Genomic DNA, 17,217 nt, shown 5'->3' on the forward strand with positions numbered 1-17,217 from the left:
CGGAATGTGCTCGTTTTGTCCCCGTAGGTGCCGTGAATAAACGCACCAAGACCGGACGCCGACTGCGCCGCGCCACGTGGTTCGCGTATGGTCACGCTCACCGACGGGAGCCGCAACACGGCAAACCGTGCCCCTACCCAGGTCGACCGTGGTGCATCAGTGATCCGATTCGACAACGTCTCCAAGACCTACCCGAAGCAGAACCGCCCCGCGCTCAGGGACGTCTCGCTCGAGATCGAACGAGGCGAGTTCGTCTTCCTGGTGGGCTCCTCCGGCTCCGGCAAGTCCACCTTCCTGCGGTTGCTCCTGCGTGAGGAGCGGTCCAGCCACGGCGCGGTGCACGTACTGGGCAAGGACCTCGGGAAGCTGTCCAACTGGAAGGTCCCGCAGATGCGGCGCCAGATCGGCACCGTCTTCCAGGACTTCCGGCTGCTCCCGAACAAGACCGTCGGGCAGAACGTCGCGTTCGCCCTGGAGGTCATCGGCAAGCCGCGCGGCCAGATCCGCAAGACCGTCCCCGAGGTGCTCGACCTGGTCGGCCTCGGCGGCAAGGAGGACCGGATGCCGGGCGAGCTGTCCGGCGGTGAGCAGCAGCGCGTCGCGATCGCCCGGGCGTTCGTCAACCGCCCGATGCTGCTGATCGCCGACGAGCCGACCGGCAACCTCGACCCGCAGACCTCCGTCGGCATCATGAAGCTGCTGGACCGGATCAACCGCACCGGTACGACGGTGGTCATGGCCACCCACGACCAGCAGATCGTCGACCAGATGCGCAAGCGGGTCATGGAACTCGAAAAGGGCCGGCTCGTACGCGACCAGTCGCGCGGCGTGTACGGCTACCAGCACTAAGCGTGTACGGCCCCCAGCACTGAAAGGACGCCATGCGCGCCCAGTTCGTCCTGTCGGAGATCGGCGTCGGTCTCCGCCGAAACCTCACGATGACCTTCGCCGTCATCGTCTCCGTGGCTCTCTCGCTCGGCCTCTTCGGCGCCTCGCTGCTGATGCGCGACCAGGTCAGCACGATGAAGGGCTACTGGTACGACAAGGTCAACGTCTCCATCTTCTTCTGCAACAAGAACGACGCCGACTCCGGCGCCAACTGCGCCAAGGGTGCGGCCACGGCGCAGCAGAAGAACGACATCCGCGCCGAGCTGGACCGGCTGCCGATCGTCGACAAGGTGAGCTACGAGTCCAGTGACCAGGCGTACAAGCACTACAAGGAGCAGTTCGGCGACACGCCCGTGGCGGGCCTCGTCACGCCCGACCAGCTGCCGGAGTCCTTCCGGGTCAAGCTGAAGGACCCGACCAAGTTCGCGGTCATCAAATCGGCCTTCAGCGAGCGGCCGGGCGTCCAGGAGGTCCAGGACCAACGGGACACCGTCGAGCCGCTGTTCAACCTGCTCAACGGCATGAACATCGCCGCGCTGTGCGTGATGGGGCTGATGCTGGTCGTTGCGCTGTTGCTGATCGTCAACACCGTGCGGGTGTCGGCGTTCAGCCGCAGGCGGGAGACCGGGATCATGCGGCTGGTCGGCGCGTCCAGCTTCTACATCCAGATGCCGTTCATCCTGGAGGCCGCCATCGCCGGCCTGATCGGCGCCGCGTTCGCGTGCGTCCTGATCGTCGGCGGCAAGTTCATCCTCGTGAACAACTGGCTGGCGGAGAAGATCCAGGTGATCAACTTCATCGGCTGGGACTCCGTGGTGGCGGTACTCCCGTTGGTGCTGCTCATCGGTCTTCTGATGCCGGCGCTCGCCGCGTTTTTCGCGCTCCGCAAGTATCTGAAGGTGTGAGTTATGCCAAGAGCGCCGTACGGGCAACTGCCCGTACGGCGCTTCTTTCTGGCCTAGACTCACCGGCATGTCGGGCCGATTGCACTTTGTCCGGCCCCGCCGCATCCGCCGCGGGGCGGCCATGACGTTGGTGGTCGCGAGCGTGCTCGGCACCGGCGCAGCGGCCGGTACCTGGACCGGCGAAGGCCGGGAAGGGGCCGAGCGGCACATACCGGTACGGACCGTCGCCGACGGTCGGGCCGCGGCGGACGGCACCGCGGACCGCGAGGCCGTCGAGGAGGCCGCGGCCGAGGCGGCCAAGGCCGGCAAGTCCGGCAGCCAGGCCGCCGCCGACGTGGTCAGCCGCAGCGGCGACCGCTGGTCCACGGTCTACACCGCGGGCGAGTACGAGGACTTCCGGCGGGAGCTCGACGGCGAGTACGTCGGCGTCGGCCTGTGGCTGCGCCAGGGCGACCACGGCCGCGTCCAGGTCTCCCGGGTCCGGCCCGACAGCCCCGCCGCACGGGCCGGCATCGCGCCCGGTGACGACCTGCTCGCCGTCGACGGCCGCACCACCCGCCACCGCCCCGTCACCGATGTGGTGGCCGGGCTGCGCGGGGACGCCGGCACCACCTCGAAGCGCGCGGGCGGCGCGGCCGCCCCCGGCACCCCCGTGGAGCTGCGGCTCCGGCGCGCGGACCAGGACCGGTCCGTGACGCTGCACCGCGCCCGGCTGCGCACGGCGAACGTCACCGTGGAGCGGCCCGCCGCGCCCGGTGGCATGACCCGGATCAAGGTCGAGGCGTTCGCCAAGGGCACCGGCGAGGAGATCCGGGAGGCGGTCCGCTCGGCGCCGCCCGGCGGCATCCTGCTGGACCTGCGCGGCAACACCGGCGGCCTGGTCGGGGAGGCGGTCACCGCGGCCGCCGCGTTCCTCGACGGCGGCCTGGTCGCCACGTACGACGTACGGGGCAGCCAGCGCGCGCTGTACGCCGACCGCGGCCGGGCCACGAAGTCGCCGGTGGCCGTGCTGGTCGACGGCGGCACGATGAGTGCGGGGGAGCTGCTGGCCGGGGCGCTGCAGGACCGCGGCCGCGCGGTGGTGATCGGCTCGTCGACCTTCGGCAAGGGCTCGGTCCAGATGCCCAGCAAGCTCGCGGACGGCTCGGTGGCCGAGCTGACCGTCGGCCACTACCGCACGCCGTCCGGCCATGGCGTCGACGGCCGGGGCATCCGCCCCGACATTCCCGCCGAGGACCGTGCGGAGAGCCGGGCCAGAGCAGTAATGAGTGGCCTGGGAGGCGGGTCGTAGTGCGAAAATGGCCGCACTATGGCTAAGGCGAACGCGAAGACGAAGGCGAAGCGGCAGGCCGCGGAGGCCGGGCGCAAGCTGATTGCGCAGCACAAGAAGGCGCGGCACGACTACCTCATCATCGACACCTACGAGTGCGGCCTCGTGCTCTCGGGCACGGAGGTGAAGTCGCTGCGGCAGGGGAGGGCTTCGCTCGTGGACGGCTTCGTCCAGATCGACGGCGGCGAGGCGTGGCTGCACAACGTGCACATCCCCGAGTACGCGCAGGGCACCTGGACGAACCACGCGGCGCGCCGCAAGCGCAAGCTGCTGCTGCACCGCGAGGAGATCGACAAGCTGGCCTCGAAGTCCCAGGAGACCGGCCACACGATCGTGCCGCTCCAGCTGTACTTCCTGAAGGGCCGCGCGAAGGTCGAGATCGCGCTGGCCAAGGGCAAGAAGGAGTATGACAAGCGGCAGACCCTGCGCGAGCAGCAGGACCGCCGTGAGGCCGACCGGGCGATCTCGGCGGTGCGCCGGCGGCAGCGGGCCTGACCTGCCGGAAGGGCCCTCTCGGTGACCCCGGGGAATATTGCTGGCACGGTGCCGCGTTGTTCCCGTACGATGGCACACGTACCTCGGAGTCACGGGGTGCGGGGCGCTCCGCGGGACGGAGTGTCCGGCTTTGAAAACACAACATGGGGATGATCGGTTTCGACAGCGGATGTCGAAGCAGGGGAAGCGTGTCGAGGAAGCGGCAATGATCTCGTTAACCATATGTCGCAACCAATAATCGCCAACACCAAGCGCGATTCCTTCGCCCTCGCTGCCTAAGTAGCGACCTGCGAAGTGTCAGCCCGGGGATGATCCCGACCCGGATCCTGGCATCAGCTAGGGGTCTTATCCACTGAGCCCGGTCACGGGGTTCTGTGGAGACATCAAACAGTGACTGAGCCCGTCGGAGACTTGTCCGCGTGATCTCCGGGGCCGAGAAAATCGCAGCGGACTGCACACGGAGAAGCCCTGATTCTGCACCGTTGGACGCGGGTTCGATTCCCGCCATCTCCACCGAACGGAGGCCCCGGCCTCCGGACATCCCATGTGGGCGAAGCCCCGCTGCCTCGGGCAGCGGGGCTTCGTCATGTCCGGCCCATGGTGCGGGCGCCGGATGTGGCGCCCGGCGCCATACCGGGGCGCGTCGTCCGCTTCTACCGTCCTCGGGCATGTACAAGACAATCAAAGGTGTGCTGAGCACCCTTCTCGCGGCCCTGCTGGCCGCCCTGTTCCTGCCCGCCGGCACCGCGCGGGCGGGCACTGCCGCCGCGTCCGCCGCCGGCACCATCGAGGAGGTCACCGGCTTCGGCAGCAACCCCGGGGCGCTGCGGATGTACCGCTACGTCCCCGAGGGCCTGCCCGCCGGCCGCCCCGTGGTCGTCGCGCTGCACGGCTGTACGCAGAACGCCACCGCCTACGGCAAGCAGAGCGGCTGGACCGAACTCGCCGACCGCTGGGGCTTCTCCGTGGTGTTCCCGGGCCAGACGAGCGCCAACAACCTCAGCTCCTGCTTCAACTGGTTCCAGGCGGGCGACATCGAACGCGGCAAGGGCGAGGCGGCCTCCATCCAGCAGATGACCGCCAAACAGCTCGCCGACGCGGGCGGCTCCAAGGCGTACGTCACCGGGCTCTCGGCCGGCGGCGGCATGACCGCCGTCATGATGGCCGCGTACCCGGAGACCTACACGGCGGGCGGCGTGGTCGCCGGCCTCCCGTACGGCTGCGCGCAGGCGGCGGGCTCGCCGTACGTGTGCATGTACGTCGGCGCCACCCAGACGCCCGCGCAGTGGGGCGACCGGGTGCGGGCGGCCCGGCCCGGGTACACCGGCCCCTGGCCCCGGCTCACGGTCTTCCAGGGCACGTCCGACACGACGGTGAAGCCGGTGAACATGGCCGACCTCGTCGAGCAGTGGACCAATGTGCACGGCGCCGACCAGACCGCGGACGCCAAGGACACGGTGGGCGGCTACCCGCACGCGGTGTACCGGGACGCGACGGGCGCCGTGGCCGCCGAGACGTACGAGGTCACCGGCATGGGGCACGGGCAGCCGCTGGACCCCGGCACCGGCCCCGCCCAGTGCGGCACGACCGGCGCGTACATGCTCGACGTGAACCTCTGCGCCGCCTACGAGATGGGGAAGGGGTGGGGCCTGGGCGGCTGAGCCCCGCACCTCATTGACACGTGCCGCCTCACCGGAACGTGCCGAAGAACTCCCGCAGGTCGTCCAGGAGCAGGTCCGGCACCTCCAGGCCGGGGAAGTGGCCGCCGCGCGGGTACTCCGTCCACCGCACCACCGCGTCCGACCGGTCCGCGAGATGGCGCACCGGGCGGGCCAGATCGGCGGGGAGGACCGCGACGGCGGTCGGGGTGGTGGACGGCACCGTGTTCCCGCCCCAGCCGGCCCCGGAGTGCATCGTCTCGTAGTACAGGCGCGCCGAGGACGTGGCGGTGCCGGTGAGCCAGTAGAGCATCACGTTCGTCAGGAGGCGGTCGCGGTCGACCGCCTCCTCCGGCGTGTCCCGGCAGTCCGTCCACACCTTGAACTTCTCGGTGATCCAGGCGAGCTGGCCCACGGGGGAGTCGGTGAGTGCGTACCCGAGGGTCTGCGGACGGGTGGACTGCAGGATGCCGTAGCCCCTCTCCTCCCGTTGGACGTGCGCGCGCTGCTCCAGAGAGGCGTGCACCTCCGCCAGCTGCGCTTCGAGAAGCCCCGCGCGCTCCTCTTCAGTGGGCTCGGCGGTCGCCACCGCGGACGGCAGCAGCGTCAGATGGACCGCGGCCACCGCCTCCGGGTGCTGCCGCCCCCACTCGCGGGCGATCATCGCGCCCCAGTCGCTGCCGTGCACCCCGTAGCGCGCGTACCCCAGTCGCCGCATCAGCTCGGCGAAGGCGGCGGCGATGCGCGGGACGCCCCAGCCGGGCTTCGCCGGCGGCCCGGAGAAGGCGTAGCCGGGCAGGGACGGCACGACGACGTCGTACCCCGACTCGGTGAGCGGCCCGATCAGGTCGAGGAACTCCACGAAGGAGCCCGGCCAGCCGTGCAGCAGCACGAGGGGGAGCGCGTCCGGGGCGCCGGAGCGCACGTGGAGGAAGTGCACGGTCGTGCCGTCGAGGGCGGTGGTGAACTGCGGGAAGCTGTTCAGCTCGGCCTCGTGCCGCCGCCAGTCGTAGCCGTCGCGCCAGTACGCGGCGAGCTCCTTGAGGTACGCCAGCGGCACGCCCTGGCTCCAGCCGACGCCCGGCAGCTCGTCCGGCCACCGGGTCCGGGCGAGTCGTTCACGCAGGTCGGCGAGGTCGGCGTCAGGGGTGTCGATATGGAACGGGGTGACGGCGGCAGCGGTCTCTGTGTGCGGTCGGTCGGAGGTCATGGGCCGACCGTAGAGGCCACCGCGGACAGGGCGGGACCGCGACGCGGGTCCGTCACGGTCGCGCGTCGCCGCGGAGGGGCCCGGCGGCCCGTGTCACGTGCTCGGGGCAGCCGCATGGGCCCCGCGGCCCACGTCACGCACTCCGGGCCGCGCGGAGGCGCCCCGTGAGCGTCACGGCCGCCGCCAGGGCCGCGGCGGCGGCCGGTACGGCGTACCCCGTCCCGCCGCTCCCGAGGTGGTCCGTGGCCCAGCCGCCCGCCGCCGAGCCGGCCGCGATGCCGGCCAGCAGGGCGGTGACGGCGAGCGTCAGGCCCTCGTTGACCTGGCCCGCGGGGGTCAAGGCCTGCACCCGGCCCATGCCGGTGACCATCGTCGGCGCGGTCGCCATGCCGGCCACCAGCAGGGCGGCCGCCAGCACCGCGAGGCTGCCGCTCGCCGCCCCGAGGAGCGGCAGCAGCATCAGGGCGGCCATCGCCGCCACGCAGCCGGCGAAGCGTGCCGCGGGCCGGTCCGCGGGCGGCAGCAGCCCGTACAGCAGGCCCGCGGCGCACGATCCGGCCGCCTGCAATGCCAGGATGCCGCCCGCCGCCGCCCGTACGCCGTGCCCGTCGGCGAACCCGATGGTGACGACCTCCAGCGAGCCGAAGACCGCGCCCGTGCACAGGAAGGTCAGCAGGAGCGGGGGCAGGCAGCGGCGGCGCAGCGGGGAGCGGACCCGCCCCGTACGGGGCGCGGGCGGCGGCTCCGTACGGCGCTGCGCGCCGAACAGCACCATCCCGGTCAGCAGCAGCACGGCCCCGACGAGCGTGCCCGCCTCCGGGAACAGCGTCGTGCACAGGAAGGCCGCGAGCACCGGCCCCAGCATGAAGCACACCTCGTCCGCCGCCTGCTCGAAGGAGTGGGCGGTGTGCAGGGCACGCGGATCGTCGCGGAAGAGGTGCGCCCAGCGGGCCCGCGACATGCCGCCCGTGTTGGGCGTGGTCGCGGTGCACATGTAGGAGGCGAAGAGCGCCCAGGCGGGCGCGTCGAGCCGTACGCACAGCACGAGGGCCAGCGAGCCGGCGACGGCGAGGAGGGCGGCGAGCGGCGCCACCCGGCGCTGTCCGTGGCGGTCGGCCAGCCGCGCCGTCCACGGGCCGACGACCGCCGTCGCCGCGAGCCCGGCCGCGGTCACGGCCCCGGCCAGCGCGTACGAACCGCGCGAGCCGGCGATCATGAGTACCGCGCTGACGCTGAACATGCCCATGGGGAGCCGGGCCAGGAGGTTGGCCGCGGTGAAGGCACGGGCGCCGGGCACCTCGAAGATCCGGGCGTACGGGCGGAGGAACGGCAGGCGCGGGCCGCGGCCGGCCGGGCGGCGGGTGCGGCCGGCGGCACGGCGCGGGCGTACGGGAACGGGCGGTGCGCTCACGGGGCGGGCGGCGAGGAAGAGGATCACCCGTCCACGGTCGGGCCGGCGCCCATGGGGCGTCCAACACCTTCCCGTCGCCCATTCACCGCCCACTGTTGTCGATCCGTTCCCACCAGCCCTGGGGTACGCAGGCCCGGCTTTGTCACCATGGGTGCGTGCCCCACGACATAGAGCCTCGACTGCTGCGCGCCTTCATGGCCGCTGCCGAGGAGCTCCACTTCACCCGTGCCGCCGCCCGCCTGTACGTCGCCCAGCAAGCCCTCAGCCGGGACATCCGCCGCCTGGAGCGCGATCTCGGCACCGTGCTGTTCCTGCGCACCACCCGTCAGGTGCGGCTCACCCCGGAGGGCGAGCGGCTGCTCCCGTACGCCCAGCGCGTGCTCGCCGCGCACGACGAGCTGTCCGCGGCGTTCACCGGCGGCGCCGACCGCGCGCGTCCGCTGCTGGTCGACGTGGGCGCCCCGGTGGGGACCGCGTACCGGGTGCTGGAGCGGGCCCGTGCAGCGGCCCCCGACCTGGAGTTCGCCGCGCGCTTCCACAGCGGCCTGACCGGCGCGGCGGAAGGGCTGCTGGCGGGCGGCCTGGATGTGTCCTTCGGACGGGTCGCGGGGCTGCCGCGCGGGGTGCGGAACAGGCTCGCCCACCATCCGGTGCGGTACGAACCGATGGCCGTCCTGCTGCCGGCGGAGCACCCGCTGGCAGCCCGCGCCGCGGTGCCCGTGGACGCGCTCGCCGGGGAGACGCTGTACACGGGGGCGGGCAACGCGCACACCGCGGAGTGGACCGCCCTGGCCGAGCGGCTCTTCGAAGGGCGCGGCATCCGGGCGGCGGCGCCGTACCCGGAGATCGACGGCCCGGCCGAGTTCCTCCGCGTCATACGGAAGCGCGGCTGGTCCGTGCTGGCCAGCGTGGAGTTCATCGAGGCGCCCGGGATGGTGCTGCGGCCCCTCGTGGACCCCGTGCCGCTGTCCCCGGTGTCGGTGGTCTGGCGGCGGGGGCTGCGCCACCCGGGCCTGGACGTGCTGCGGGCAGCGGCGCGCGAACTGGGCACGGAGGGCGGCTGGCTGTCCCGCCCCCGAGGCGCCTGGCTCCCTACCGAGGACGCCCGGCTGATGGCAGGGTGAAGCGCGGCGCCGGCGGTACTCACCGCGTTCCGCGGTTCCGGGTGAGCGCGATATTGCGTCCGTGACACCTGGCGGCACCGCCGCGAAACGCGCCGTCCCTAGCGTCGGAGCGGGTGACTTCGAGAGCCGGGAGGCGCGATGACGGTGGCACGCAGGGGCAAGCGGTGGATCGAGGAGTGGGATCCCGAGGACACGGCGTTCTGGGCGGACGGGGGTGAGCGGATCGCACGCCGCAACCTCTGGTTCTCCGTGCTCTCCGAGCACATCGGCTTCTCCGTGTGGAGCCTGTGGTCGGTGATGGTGCTCTTCATGGGGCCCGAGTACGGCATCGACCCGGCCGGGAAGTTCTTCCTGGTCGCGATCCCCACGGTGGTCGGCGGGGTGCTCCGGGTGCCGTACACCTTCGCGGTGGCGCGTTTCGGAGGACGCAACTGGACGGTCATGAGCGCATTGCTGCTCCTCGTGCCGACCGTCGCCGCGGCCTTCGTGATGGAGCCGGGCACCTCGTACACCACCTTCCTGGTGGTCGCGGCGCTGACCGGAGTGGGCGGCGGCAACTTCGCCTCCTCCATGACCAACATCAACTCCTTCTTCCCGCTGCGCAAGAAGGGCTGGGCACTGGGGCTGAACGCGGGCGGCGGGAACATCGGCGTGCCCGTCATCCAGCTGCTGGGCCTGCTGGTCATCGGTACGGCGGGCGCCGCGCACCCGCGCCTCGTGCTGGGCGTCTACCTTCCGCTGATCGTGCTCGCCGCCCTGTGCGCGGCGCTGTTCATGGACAACCTGGCGCCGGTCACCAATGACACCGGCGCGGCCAAGGAAGCGGCGCGCGATCCGCACACCTGGATAATGTCGCTGCTCTACATCGGCACCTTCGGGTCGTTCATCGGCTACAGCTTCGCCTTCGGGCTCGTCCTGCAGAACCAGTTCGCGCAGACCCCGCTGCAGGCGGCCTCGCTGACCTTCATCGGACCGCTGCTCGGCTCGCTGATCCGGCCCGTCGGCGGAAAGCTCGCCGACCGCTTCGGGGGCGCGCGGATCACGCTGGGGAACTTCGCCGCGATGGGCGTCGCGACGGGCGTCGTGATCGCCGCCTCGGTACGCGAGTCGCTGCCGGTCTTCCTCGTCGGCTTCATCGCCCTCTTCGTGCTCACCGGCCTCGGCAACGGCTCCACGTACAAGATGATCCCGGCGATCTTCCAGGCCAAGGCGGTCTCGCGCGGGCTGGCCGGCGAGGCGGCGGCGGCCTACGGGCGGCGCCTCTCGGGCGCGGCCATGGGGCTGATCGGCGCCGTCGGCGCGCTCGGCGGCCTGGGCATCAACCTCGCCTTCCGGCAGGCGTTCGCGACCGGGGGCTCCGGCACGCCCGCCTTCGTGTCCTTCCTCGTGTGCTACGCGCTGTGCGCCGCCGTGACCTGGGCCGTATACCTCCGGCCCAGCGTGCCGGAGCCGGACGCGCAGGCCGAGGAGCCGCAGCGCACGGCGTACGCCGAGGTGTGAGCGGACACGCCCGGTGACGGCTCCGGCGGGAACGTCCGGGGCCGCCCGGGCGTAACACTGGAGAAATAACGGTGAACCCGGGCCGACACGGACCCTTGGCAGCATCAGGGACCGATAGGTCCGCCGGACCGCCCGGGACGGACGCCCGGGGACGGCAGGGCCCGGCCGCCGTTGAGCCGGCGCACATCACTGCGGAGCGGGACGAGAGCCACATGCACGACGGACAGCGAAACGACCTACCGGACGACAGCGGACCCAAGGAGCGGAGCGGCGGACAGCCACTGGCCGGCTTCACCGTCGGGGTGACCGCGGCCCGCCGCGCCGCCGAGCTGGGCACGCTCCTGGAGCGCCGCGGCGCCGAGGTCGTGCACGCGCCCGCGCTGCGCATCGTGCCGCTGACCGACGACACCGAGCTGCTGGCCGCCACCAAGCAGCTCATCGACGACGCGCCGGACATCGTGGTGGCCACCACCGCCATCGGCTTCCGCGGCTGGGTGGAGGCCGCCGAGGGCTGGGGCCTGGGCACCGCGCTGCTGGAGCGGCTGGGCGGCGTACGGCTGCTCGCCCGCGGCCCGAAGGTGCGCGGCGCGATCCGCGCGGCCGGCCTCACCGAGGAGTGGTCGCCCGCCTCGGAGTCCATGGCCGAGGTGCTGGACCGGCTGCTGGAGGAGGGCGTGGACGGCAGCCGGATCGCGCTCCAGCTGCACGGCGAGCCGCTGCCCGGCTTCGTGGAGTCGCTGCGCGCCGCGGGCGCCGAGGTGGTCGGCGTGCCGGTCTACCGCTGGATGCCCCCGGAGGACATCGGCCCCGTCGACCGGCTGCTGGACGCGGTGCTGGCCCGCACCGTCGACGCGGTGACCTTCACCAGCGCCCCGGCCGCCGCGTCGCTGCTGCGCCGCGCCGAGGAGCGGGGCGTGCACGCCGAGGTGCTGGCGGCGCTGCGGCAGGACGTCCTGGCCGCGTGCGTCGGCCCGGTGACCGCACTGCCCCTGGAGAACCACGACATCGCGACCGTCCAGCCCGAGCGCTTCCGGCTCGGCCCGCTCGTCCAGCTGCTGTGCCACGAACTCCCGGGCCGCGTCCGGCCGTTGCCGGTCGCCGGGCGGCGGCTGGAGATCCGCGGGCACGCGGTGCTCATCGACGGCGAGCTGCGTCCCGTGCCGCCCGCCGGGATGTCGCTGCTGCGCGCGCTGGCCAGGCGGCCCGGCTGGGTGGTCTCCCGAGGTGATCTGCTGCGCGCGCTGCCGGGCGCGGGCCGCGACGAGCACGCCGTGGAGACGGCGATGGCCCGGCTGCGGGCGGCGCTGGGCGTCCCGAAGCTGATCCAGACGGTGGTCAAGCGCGGCTACCGGCTCTCCCTGGACCCGCACGCGGAGACCAAGTACGCGGATGAGCAGCCGCGTTGACGCGGGGGCCCGGTGTGGCCGGCCGGCGCCGTGAGGCCGGTACCGAGGGTTCCGGCGAGGCTTCCGGCCGGGCACTCTGGAGGGAGACGTTGTCCCCGAAGGAGTGACAGGCACATGGCGGCCCCTTACGACCTGCGGTTCGACTGCGGGCGGATCTGCCTTGACCTGGTGGCCACGACCGGCGATCCGTCGACCGAACGGCTCCTCGGCCCCGACCACTTGAGAGCCTGGCTCGTCGGCGCGGGCGTCGTACCGCGCAGCGCGCCGCTCGACGCCGTCGACGGCAGCTGGGTCGCGCGCTTCCGTGCGCTGCGCGAACTGCTGCGGCGCATCGTCCACGACGAGATCCGCGGCCGGGCCGCCGACCGCGACCTGGCGCTGCTCAATGCCACCGCCGAGGCCCCGCCGCCGCCCGAACGCGCCGTACGCGGCGTGGACGGCGCGCTGGAGCGCCGCTGCGCCCGCCCACCGGACTGCGCCGGGCTGATGGCCGCGGTGGCCCGGGACGCGGTCGGCATGCTGACCGACGCGGTGGCCCGCGGCCAGCTGCGCCAGTGCGAGGGCGAGACGTGCTCGCGGATCTACCTGGACACCTCGCGCGGCCGGCGGCGGCGCTGGTGCTCCAGCGAGGTGTGCGGCAACCGCGAGCGGGTCGCCCGGCACCGCCGCCGCGCCCTCGGCCCCGCCTCCCGCGTCACCGGCTGAGCGCTTACCGCGTCGCAGGCTGAGCGCCTCCCGGGTCACCGGCTGAACACCCGCACGCCCGCGTACGTACTCCACCGCGAGCTCCCGAAGGCCGGGGGCCCGCACCCGGAACGGAGTCCGTTCCGTCCTATCGACCGGGGAGTGGCGTTGCGCGAGGATGCCGTCGTGGCCGACCGGACGACGCCCGACGAAGAACTCATGCGGGCCTTGTACGAGGAGCACGCGGGACCGCTCCTCGCCTTCGTCCTGCGGCTGGTGGCCGGTGACCGCCACCGCGCCGAGGACGTGGTCCAGGAAACCCTGCTGCGCGCCTGGCGCAACGCCGACCAGCTGCAGCGCGCGACCGGATCCGTACGCCCCTGGCTGGTGACCGTGGCCCGTCGCATCGTGATCGACGGACACCGCAGCCGCCAGGCGCGCCCGCAGGAGGTAGATGCCGCCCCCCTGGAGACGCTGCCCGCCGCCGACGAGATCGACCGCGCGCTGCGCCTGATGACGATCTCCGAGGCGCTGGCCGACCTGAGCCCGGCGCACCGGGAGGCCCTGATCGAGACGTACTTCAAGGGACGTACGGTCAACGAGGCCGCGGAGGTGCTGCGGGTGCCGCCCGGGACCGTGCGGTCCCGGGTGTTCTACGCGCTGCGCTCCCTGAAGCTCTCCCTGGAAGAACGAGGAGTCACGGCGTGAACCGGCCCCACCCGCCCGCCGAGCCGGCGGACCACACCGACGTCGGCGCCTACGCGCTCGGCGTGCTGGACGCCGCCGACGCCGCCCGTTTCGAGGAACACCTGGCCGGCTGCGACCGCTGCGCCGCCGAGCTGGACGCCCTGCTCGGCCTGCCCCCGCTGCTGGCCGGGCTCGCCGACGACGGCACGGGCACCCCGCCCTCCGAGGCCACGCTCGTGCCGAAGCCCTCCCGGCGCGTCCTGAGCGGCCTGCTGGCCGAGGTCGCCGCCGTCCGGCGGCGCGGGCGCCGGCGGCTCGCCTTCGTGGCCGCGGCCGTCGCACTGATCGTCGGCGGGCCGCTCGCCGCCCTGGCCGTGACCCGCGAAGCCCCGCAGCCCCCGCCGCAGGCCGTGAGCCCGGCCGAGCAGATGTACGACAGCGGCCGGGACAAGCACACCGCGGTCGACCCGGACACCAAGGTCGCCGCGGGCGTGGCCATGGCCGACCGCCCGTGGGGGACCTCCGTCGCGCTCCGCCTCGGCAACGTCAAGGGCCCGCTGACCTGCTCCCTCATCGCGGTCGGCAAGGACGGCGACGAGCAGACCGTCACCACCTGGGCGGTGCCGGACGGCGGGTACGGCATCAAGGGCGGCACCACCAAGTGGAGCCGGCAGCCGCTCTACACGAACGGCGGCGCCGCCATGAGCCGCGCCGACATCGACCGCTTCGAAATCCGCACCCTCGCGGGCGAGCGGCTGGCCGCCGTCGACGTCTGACCGGACACCCGCGCTGTCGCACAGGTGCGCCCGCGACCTGCTTCGCGTACGGTTGACGGCTGCCCTACGCACAGCAGAAGGGGGCCTGGGTGGCCGCGCAGAACGCCACGCACGCGCCGGAGAACTCCACGCACGCGCCGGATTCCGTACCCGACAGCGACTCCGTCCGCGACCGCGAGATCGCGGGCGAGCAGACGCATCTGGACCGGGTGTACCGGCGCCTGGAGGAGAAGATCCACGAGGCACAGTTCCTGATGGACGACGCCGCCAAGCGCGGTCAGGTCGGCACGCCCGGCGCGCTCGCCGAACGCGACGCGCAGGTCTTCCAGGCCGGCGTCCACCTGCACCGCCTCAACTCCGAGTACGAGGACTTCCTCTTCGGCCGCATCGACCTGCTCCTGGGCAAGGACGGCAAGCGGGGCCCGGACGGCGCGTACACCTCCGTCGAGCCCGCCGACGGCGCGATCGGCGCCGACCACCGCGCGGAGATCGCCGAGACGCTGCACATCGGACGCCTCGGCGTACTGGACGCCGACTACAGCCCGCTGGTCATCGACTGGCGGGCGCCCGCCGCCGCGCCCTTCTACCGCGCCACCCCGGTCTCCCCGGGCCGTGTCGTGCGCCGCCGCGTCATCCGTTCCAAGGGCCGCAAGGTGCTCGGCGTCGAGGACGACCTGATGCGCCCGGAGGTCACCGCCACCCTGGCCGGCGAGGAACTGCCGGCGGTCGGCGACGGCGCGCTGATGGCAGCCCTCGGCCGGGCCCGCAGCCACACCATGCGCGACATCGTCGCCTCCATCCAGGCCGAGCAGGACATGGTGATCCGGGCGCCCGCCGCCTCCGTCACCGAGGTCGAGGGCGGCCCCGGTACGGGCAAGACGGCGGTCGCCCTGCACCGCGCCGCCTACCTGCTCTACCAGGACCGGCGCCGGTACGCGGGCGGCATCCTCATCGTCTCGCCCACCCCGCTGCTGGTCGCGTACACCGAGGGCGTGCTGCCCTCGCTCGGCGAGGAGGGCCAGGTCGCCATCCGGGCGCTCGGCTCGCTTTTGGAGGGCGCGGAAGCGACCGCATACGACACGCCGGCCGTGGCCCGCGTCAAGGGCTCCTCGCGCATGGTGAAGGTGCTGCGCAAGGCCGCCCGGGGTGCCCTGGAGCTCGCCGCCGACACCGCCCCGGCCACAGCGCCCGACGGCCAGCTGGCCTTCGGTGACCCGGACGAGGAGGAGGCGGCCCCGGCCGTGCCCACCGACCGCCTCCGGGTGGTCGCCTTCGGGGCCCGGATCGAGCTGGACGCCGCCGAACTGCGCCGCATCCGGACCGCCGCGCTCGGCGGCACCGCGCCGGTCAACCTGCTGCGCCCGCGCGCCCGCCGGCTGATCCTCGACGCGCTCTGGGCGAAGACCGGCGGGGACCGCCGCTACAGCGACCCGGAGCTGGCCGCCGAGGCACGGTCCGGGTTCGACGAGGACATCACCACCGAGCAGGACTTCCTCGACTTCCTGGACGCCTGGTGGCCGGAGCTGACGCCGCGCCGGGTGCTCGCCGCCATGGCCGATGAGAAGCTGCTGGGCCGCTGGTCCCGCCGGGTGCTCCAGAACCGCGAGGTACGGCGGTTGGCCCGCTCGCTGGGCCGCCTGGACGCGCAGGGCCTGGGCCCGCTCTCCGTGCACGACGTCGCGCTCCTGGACGAGCTCCAGCTGATCCTGGGCGCCCCGGCCCGCCCCGCCCGGCAGCGCGAGGCCGACCCGCTGGACCAGCTCACCGGACTGGAGGAGCTGACCACGTTTGCGGACCGTAACTCCTCGGGGCGCAGCCGCCGGGAGCGGCTCGCGGAGGAGCGCACGGACTACGCGCACGTCATCGTCGACGAGGCGCAGGACCTGACGCCCATGCAGTGGCGGATGGTCGGCCGCCGCGGCCGGCACGCCACGTGGACCGTGGTGGGCGACCCGGCGCAGTCCTCCTGGTCGGACCCGGACGAGGCGGGCGAGGCACGGGACGAGGCGCTGGGCACCCGCCCGCGCCGCCGCTTCACCCTCACCGTGAACTACCGCAACCCCGCCGAGGTCGCCGAACTGGCGGCCCGTGTCCTGGCGCTGGCCATGCCCGGCATGGTCGCGCCGGAGGCGGTGCGCTCCACGGGCCTCCGGCCGCGGTTCGCCGTCGCCGGGGACCGGCTGGGCGACTCCGTACGGGAGGAGGCGCGCCGGCTGCTGGACGAGGTGGACGGCACGGTCGGTGTGGTCGTGGCCATGGACCGCAGGGAGGAGGCGCGCGGCTGGCTCGCGGGCCTGGGGGACCGTGTGGTCGCGCTGGGCTCGCTGGAGGCCAAGGGGCTGGAGTACGACGCGACGTTGGTGGTCTCGCCCGCCGAGATCGCCGACGAGTCGCCGGCCGGGCTGCGGGTGCTGTACGTGGCGCTCACCCGGGCGACGCAGCGCCTGACGGTGGTCTCCGGGGCCCGTGACGAGCCGGACGCGGACGGGGTGCCGGACCTGCTGCGCGACTGACGGACCCGGGGCGTGCTCCGGCGCGTTCCGCTACGGGATTCGCTTGCGGGACTCGGGTGTTCGGGGACATTGCCCGAGACGGCCGCAGTGTTAGCCTGTAGGTGGCACCGGCCCGATCCAAGCCCCCGGGCCCAACCATAGTCGCTTCGAGCGACCACTTGCCGCGAGGCGAGCATGGCGGGTCGGTGCCACCTCAACTTCTCCAGCGTCACGGACAGGTCCGTGTCACCGGTGGGCCGGAAGGTCAGCCGATGACACGGACCTGTTCCGCTTGCGGGCCCTTGCGGCCCTGGGCGATCTCGAATTCCACCCGCTGGGTGTCCTCCAGATTCCGGAAGCCGTCGCCGCTGATCGAGCTGTAGTGGACGAAGACGTCAGGTCCGCCGTCCTCCTGTGCGATGAATCCGTAACCCTTCTCGGAGTTGAACCACTTCACGGTGCCCTGAGCCATATCGCCCATCCTTGCGTTCCTTTGGGGTGCTGCGCGCCAGATCTTAAGGGCGTTACGACGGAATTTCTCCCCATTAAGGCCGCTTTTCAGGCGAAGGAGTGGGGGGTTCCGCCGAGCTGACTAGCTCTCGTATGGTGGAAGAGTCATTCCGAAACTTGTGGCTGGTTACCGTGTACCGG

Annotated in this window: 15 protein-coding genes and 1 other RNA gene; 13 read left to right on the plus strand and 3 right to left on the minus strand. The window is 72.8% G+C overall.

Annotated elements, in window-relative coordinates; all coding sequences use genetic code 11:
• Window positions 1–159 precede the first annotated feature (159 nt).
• From ftsE to ACIGQF_RS17985, 6 genes are all read left to right on the plus strand, one after another.
• A complete protein-coding gene (gene ftsE / locus ACIGQF_RS17960) occupies window positions 160–849 on the plus strand; it encodes a cell division ATP-binding protein FtsE (protein WP_361562588.1) in 690 nt (229 codons plus the stop codon).
• A 32-nt stretch (window positions 850–881) separates the two neighbouring features.
• Entirely contained in the window at window positions 882–1,793 is a 912-nt protein-coding gene (gene ftsX / locus ACIGQF_RS17965) for a permease-like cell division protein FtsX (protein WP_399711055.1), read from the plus strand.
• Window positions 1,794–1,860: 67 nt separating this feature from the next.
• Window positions 1,861–3,084, plus strand: coding sequence for a S41 family peptidase (locus ACIGQF_RS17970; RefSeq protein ID WP_399711057.1), 1,224 nt, complete (start codon window positions 1,861–1,863; stop codon window positions 3,082–3,084).
• Between the two features lie 18 nt (window positions 3,085–3,102).
• Entirely contained in the window at window positions 3,103–3,618 is a 516-nt protein-coding gene (smpB, locus tag ACIGQF_RS17975) for an SsrA-binding protein SmpB (protein ID WP_030250378.1), read from the plus strand.
• Between the two features lie 145 nt (window positions 3,619–3,763).
• Window positions 3,764–4,134, plus strand: a transfer-messenger RNA (tmRNA) gene (gene ssrA, locus ACIGQF_RS17980).
• A gap of 173 nt (window positions 4,135–4,307) precedes the next feature.
• Window positions 4,308–5,279 (plus strand): alpha/beta hydrolase family esterase, encoded by a 972-nt coding sequence (locus ACIGQF_RS17985; protein WP_399711060.1) that lies wholly within the window; start codon window positions 4,308–4,310, stop codon window positions 5,277–5,279.
• Window positions 5,280–5,307: 28 nt separating this feature from the next.
• Here the strand turns inward: ACIGQF_RS17985 and ACIGQF_RS17990 are convergent, their stop codons facing one another.
• Together ACIGQF_RS17990 and ACIGQF_RS17995 are read right to left on the minus strand one after the other, a co-directional pair.
• Window positions 5,308–6,486: an epoxide hydrolase family protein gene (locus ACIGQF_RS17990; RefSeq protein WP_399711062.1), complete on the minus strand. Its 1,179-nt coding sequence runs from the start codon at window positions 6,484–6,486 to the stop codon at window positions 5,308–5,310.
• Between the two features lie 133 nt (window positions 6,487–6,619).
• Entirely contained in the window at window positions 6,620–7,924 is a 1,305-nt protein-coding gene (locus tag ACIGQF_RS17995; protein WP_399711064.1) for an MFS transporter, read from the minus strand.
• A gap of 128 nt (window positions 7,925–8,052) precedes the next feature.
• On the opposite strand from ACIGQF_RS17995, the gene ACIGQF_RS18000 reads away from it, so the two are divergent.
• From ACIGQF_RS18000 to ACIGQF_RS18030, 7 genes are all read left to right on the plus strand, one after another.
• Window positions 8,053–9,021 carry a LysR family transcriptional regulator gene (locus ACIGQF_RS18000; RefSeq protein ID WP_399711066.1) on the plus strand — a complete coding sequence of 323 codons (969 nt, stop codon included), beginning with the start codon at window positions 8,053–8,055 and terminating at the stop codon, window positions 9,019–9,021.
• A 138-nt stretch (window positions 9,022–9,159) separates the two neighbouring features.
• Entirely contained in the window at window positions 9,160–10,521 is a 1,362-nt protein-coding gene (locus ACIGQF_RS18005) for a nitrate/nitrite transporter (RefSeq protein WP_399711068.1), read from the plus strand.
• A gap of 212 nt (window positions 10,522–10,733) precedes the next feature.
• Window positions 10,734–11,927, plus strand: coding sequence for a uroporphyrinogen-III synthase (locus ACIGQF_RS18010; RefSeq protein ID WP_399711070.1), 1,194 nt, complete (start codon window positions 10,734–10,736; stop codon window positions 11,925–11,927).
• Between the two features lie 114 nt (window positions 11,928–12,041).
• Window positions 12,042–12,632, plus strand: a complete 591-nt coding sequence (locus tag ACIGQF_RS18015) for a CGNR zinc finger domain-containing protein (protein ID WP_399711072.1) — start codon at window positions 12,042–12,044, stop codon at window positions 12,630–12,632.
• A 147-nt stretch (window positions 12,633–12,779) separates the two neighbouring features.
• The gene (locus tag ACIGQF_RS18020) at window positions 12,780–13,319 is read left to right on the plus strand and encodes a sigma-70 family RNA polymerase sigma factor (RefSeq protein ID WP_361562603.1); all 540 of its coding nucleotides are present in this window, start codon (window positions 12,780–12,782) and stop codon (window positions 13,317–13,319) included.
• Complete coding sequence (locus tag ACIGQF_RS18025; RefSeq protein ID WP_399711074.1) at window positions 13,316–14,074, plus strand: zf-HC2 domain-containing protein; 759 nt, start codon at window positions 13,316–13,318, stop codon at window positions 14,072–14,074. Before ACIGQF_RS18020 ends, ACIGQF_RS18025 begins: the two co-directional genes overlap by 4 nt.
• Window positions 14,075–14,163: 89 nt before the next feature.
• Window positions 14,164–16,587, plus strand: coding sequence for a HelD family protein (locus ACIGQF_RS18030; RefSeq protein ID WP_399711076.1), 2,424 nt, complete (start codon window positions 14,164–14,166; stop codon window positions 16,585–16,587).
• Between the two features lie 244 nt (window positions 16,588–16,831).
• Here the strand turns inward: ACIGQF_RS18030 and ACIGQF_RS18035 are convergent, their stop codons facing one another.
• Window positions 16,832–17,038, minus strand: a complete 207-nt coding sequence (locus ACIGQF_RS18035) for a cold-shock protein (RefSeq protein ID WP_030250355.1) — start codon at window positions 17,036–17,038, stop codon at window positions 16,832–16,834.
• Window positions 17,039–17,217: the final 179 nt, after the last annotated feature.

It is taken from the genome of Streptomyces sp. NPDC053560 (genome assembly GCF_044544605.1).
Taxonomy (GTDB): domain Bacteria; phylum Actinomycetota; class Actinomycetes; order Streptomycetales; family Streptomycetaceae; genus Streptomyces.

Excerpts from the sequence above, each read along its gene's own strand:
- ftsX (WP_399711055.1), top strand. The coding sequence starts at position 882 with ATGCGCGCCCAGTTCGTCCTGTCGGAGATCGGCGTCGGTCTCCGCCGA.
- smpB (WP_030250378.1), top strand. The coding sequence starts at position 3,103 with ATGGCTAAGGCGAACGCGAAGACGAAGGCGAAGCGGCAGGCCGCGGAG.
- ACIGQF_RS18005 (WP_399711068.1), top strand. The coding sequence starts at position 9,160 with ATGACGGTGGCACGCAGGGGCAAGCGGTGGATCGAGGAGTGGGATCCC.
- ACIGQF_RS18010 (WP_399711070.1), top strand. The coding sequence starts at position 10,734 with ATGCACGACGGACAGCGAAACGACCTACCGGACGACAGCGGACCCAAG.
- ACIGQF_RS17970 (WP_399711057.1), top strand. The coding sequence starts at position 1,861 with ATGTCGGGCCGATTGCACTTTGTCCGGCCCCGCCGCATCCGCCGCGGG.
- ACIGQF_RS17990 (WP_399711062.1), bottom strand. The coding sequence starts at position 6,486 with ATGACCTCCGACCGACCGCACACAGAGACCGCTGCCGCCGTCACCCCG.
- ACIGQF_RS18015 (WP_399711072.1), top strand. The coding sequence starts at position 12,042 with ATGGCGGCCCCTTACGACCTGCGGTTCGACTGCGGGCGGATCTGCCTT.
- ACIGQF_RS18035 (WP_030250355.1), bottom strand. The coding sequence starts at position 17,038 with ATGGCTCAGGGCACCGTGAAGTGGTTCAACTCCGAGAAGGGTTACGGA.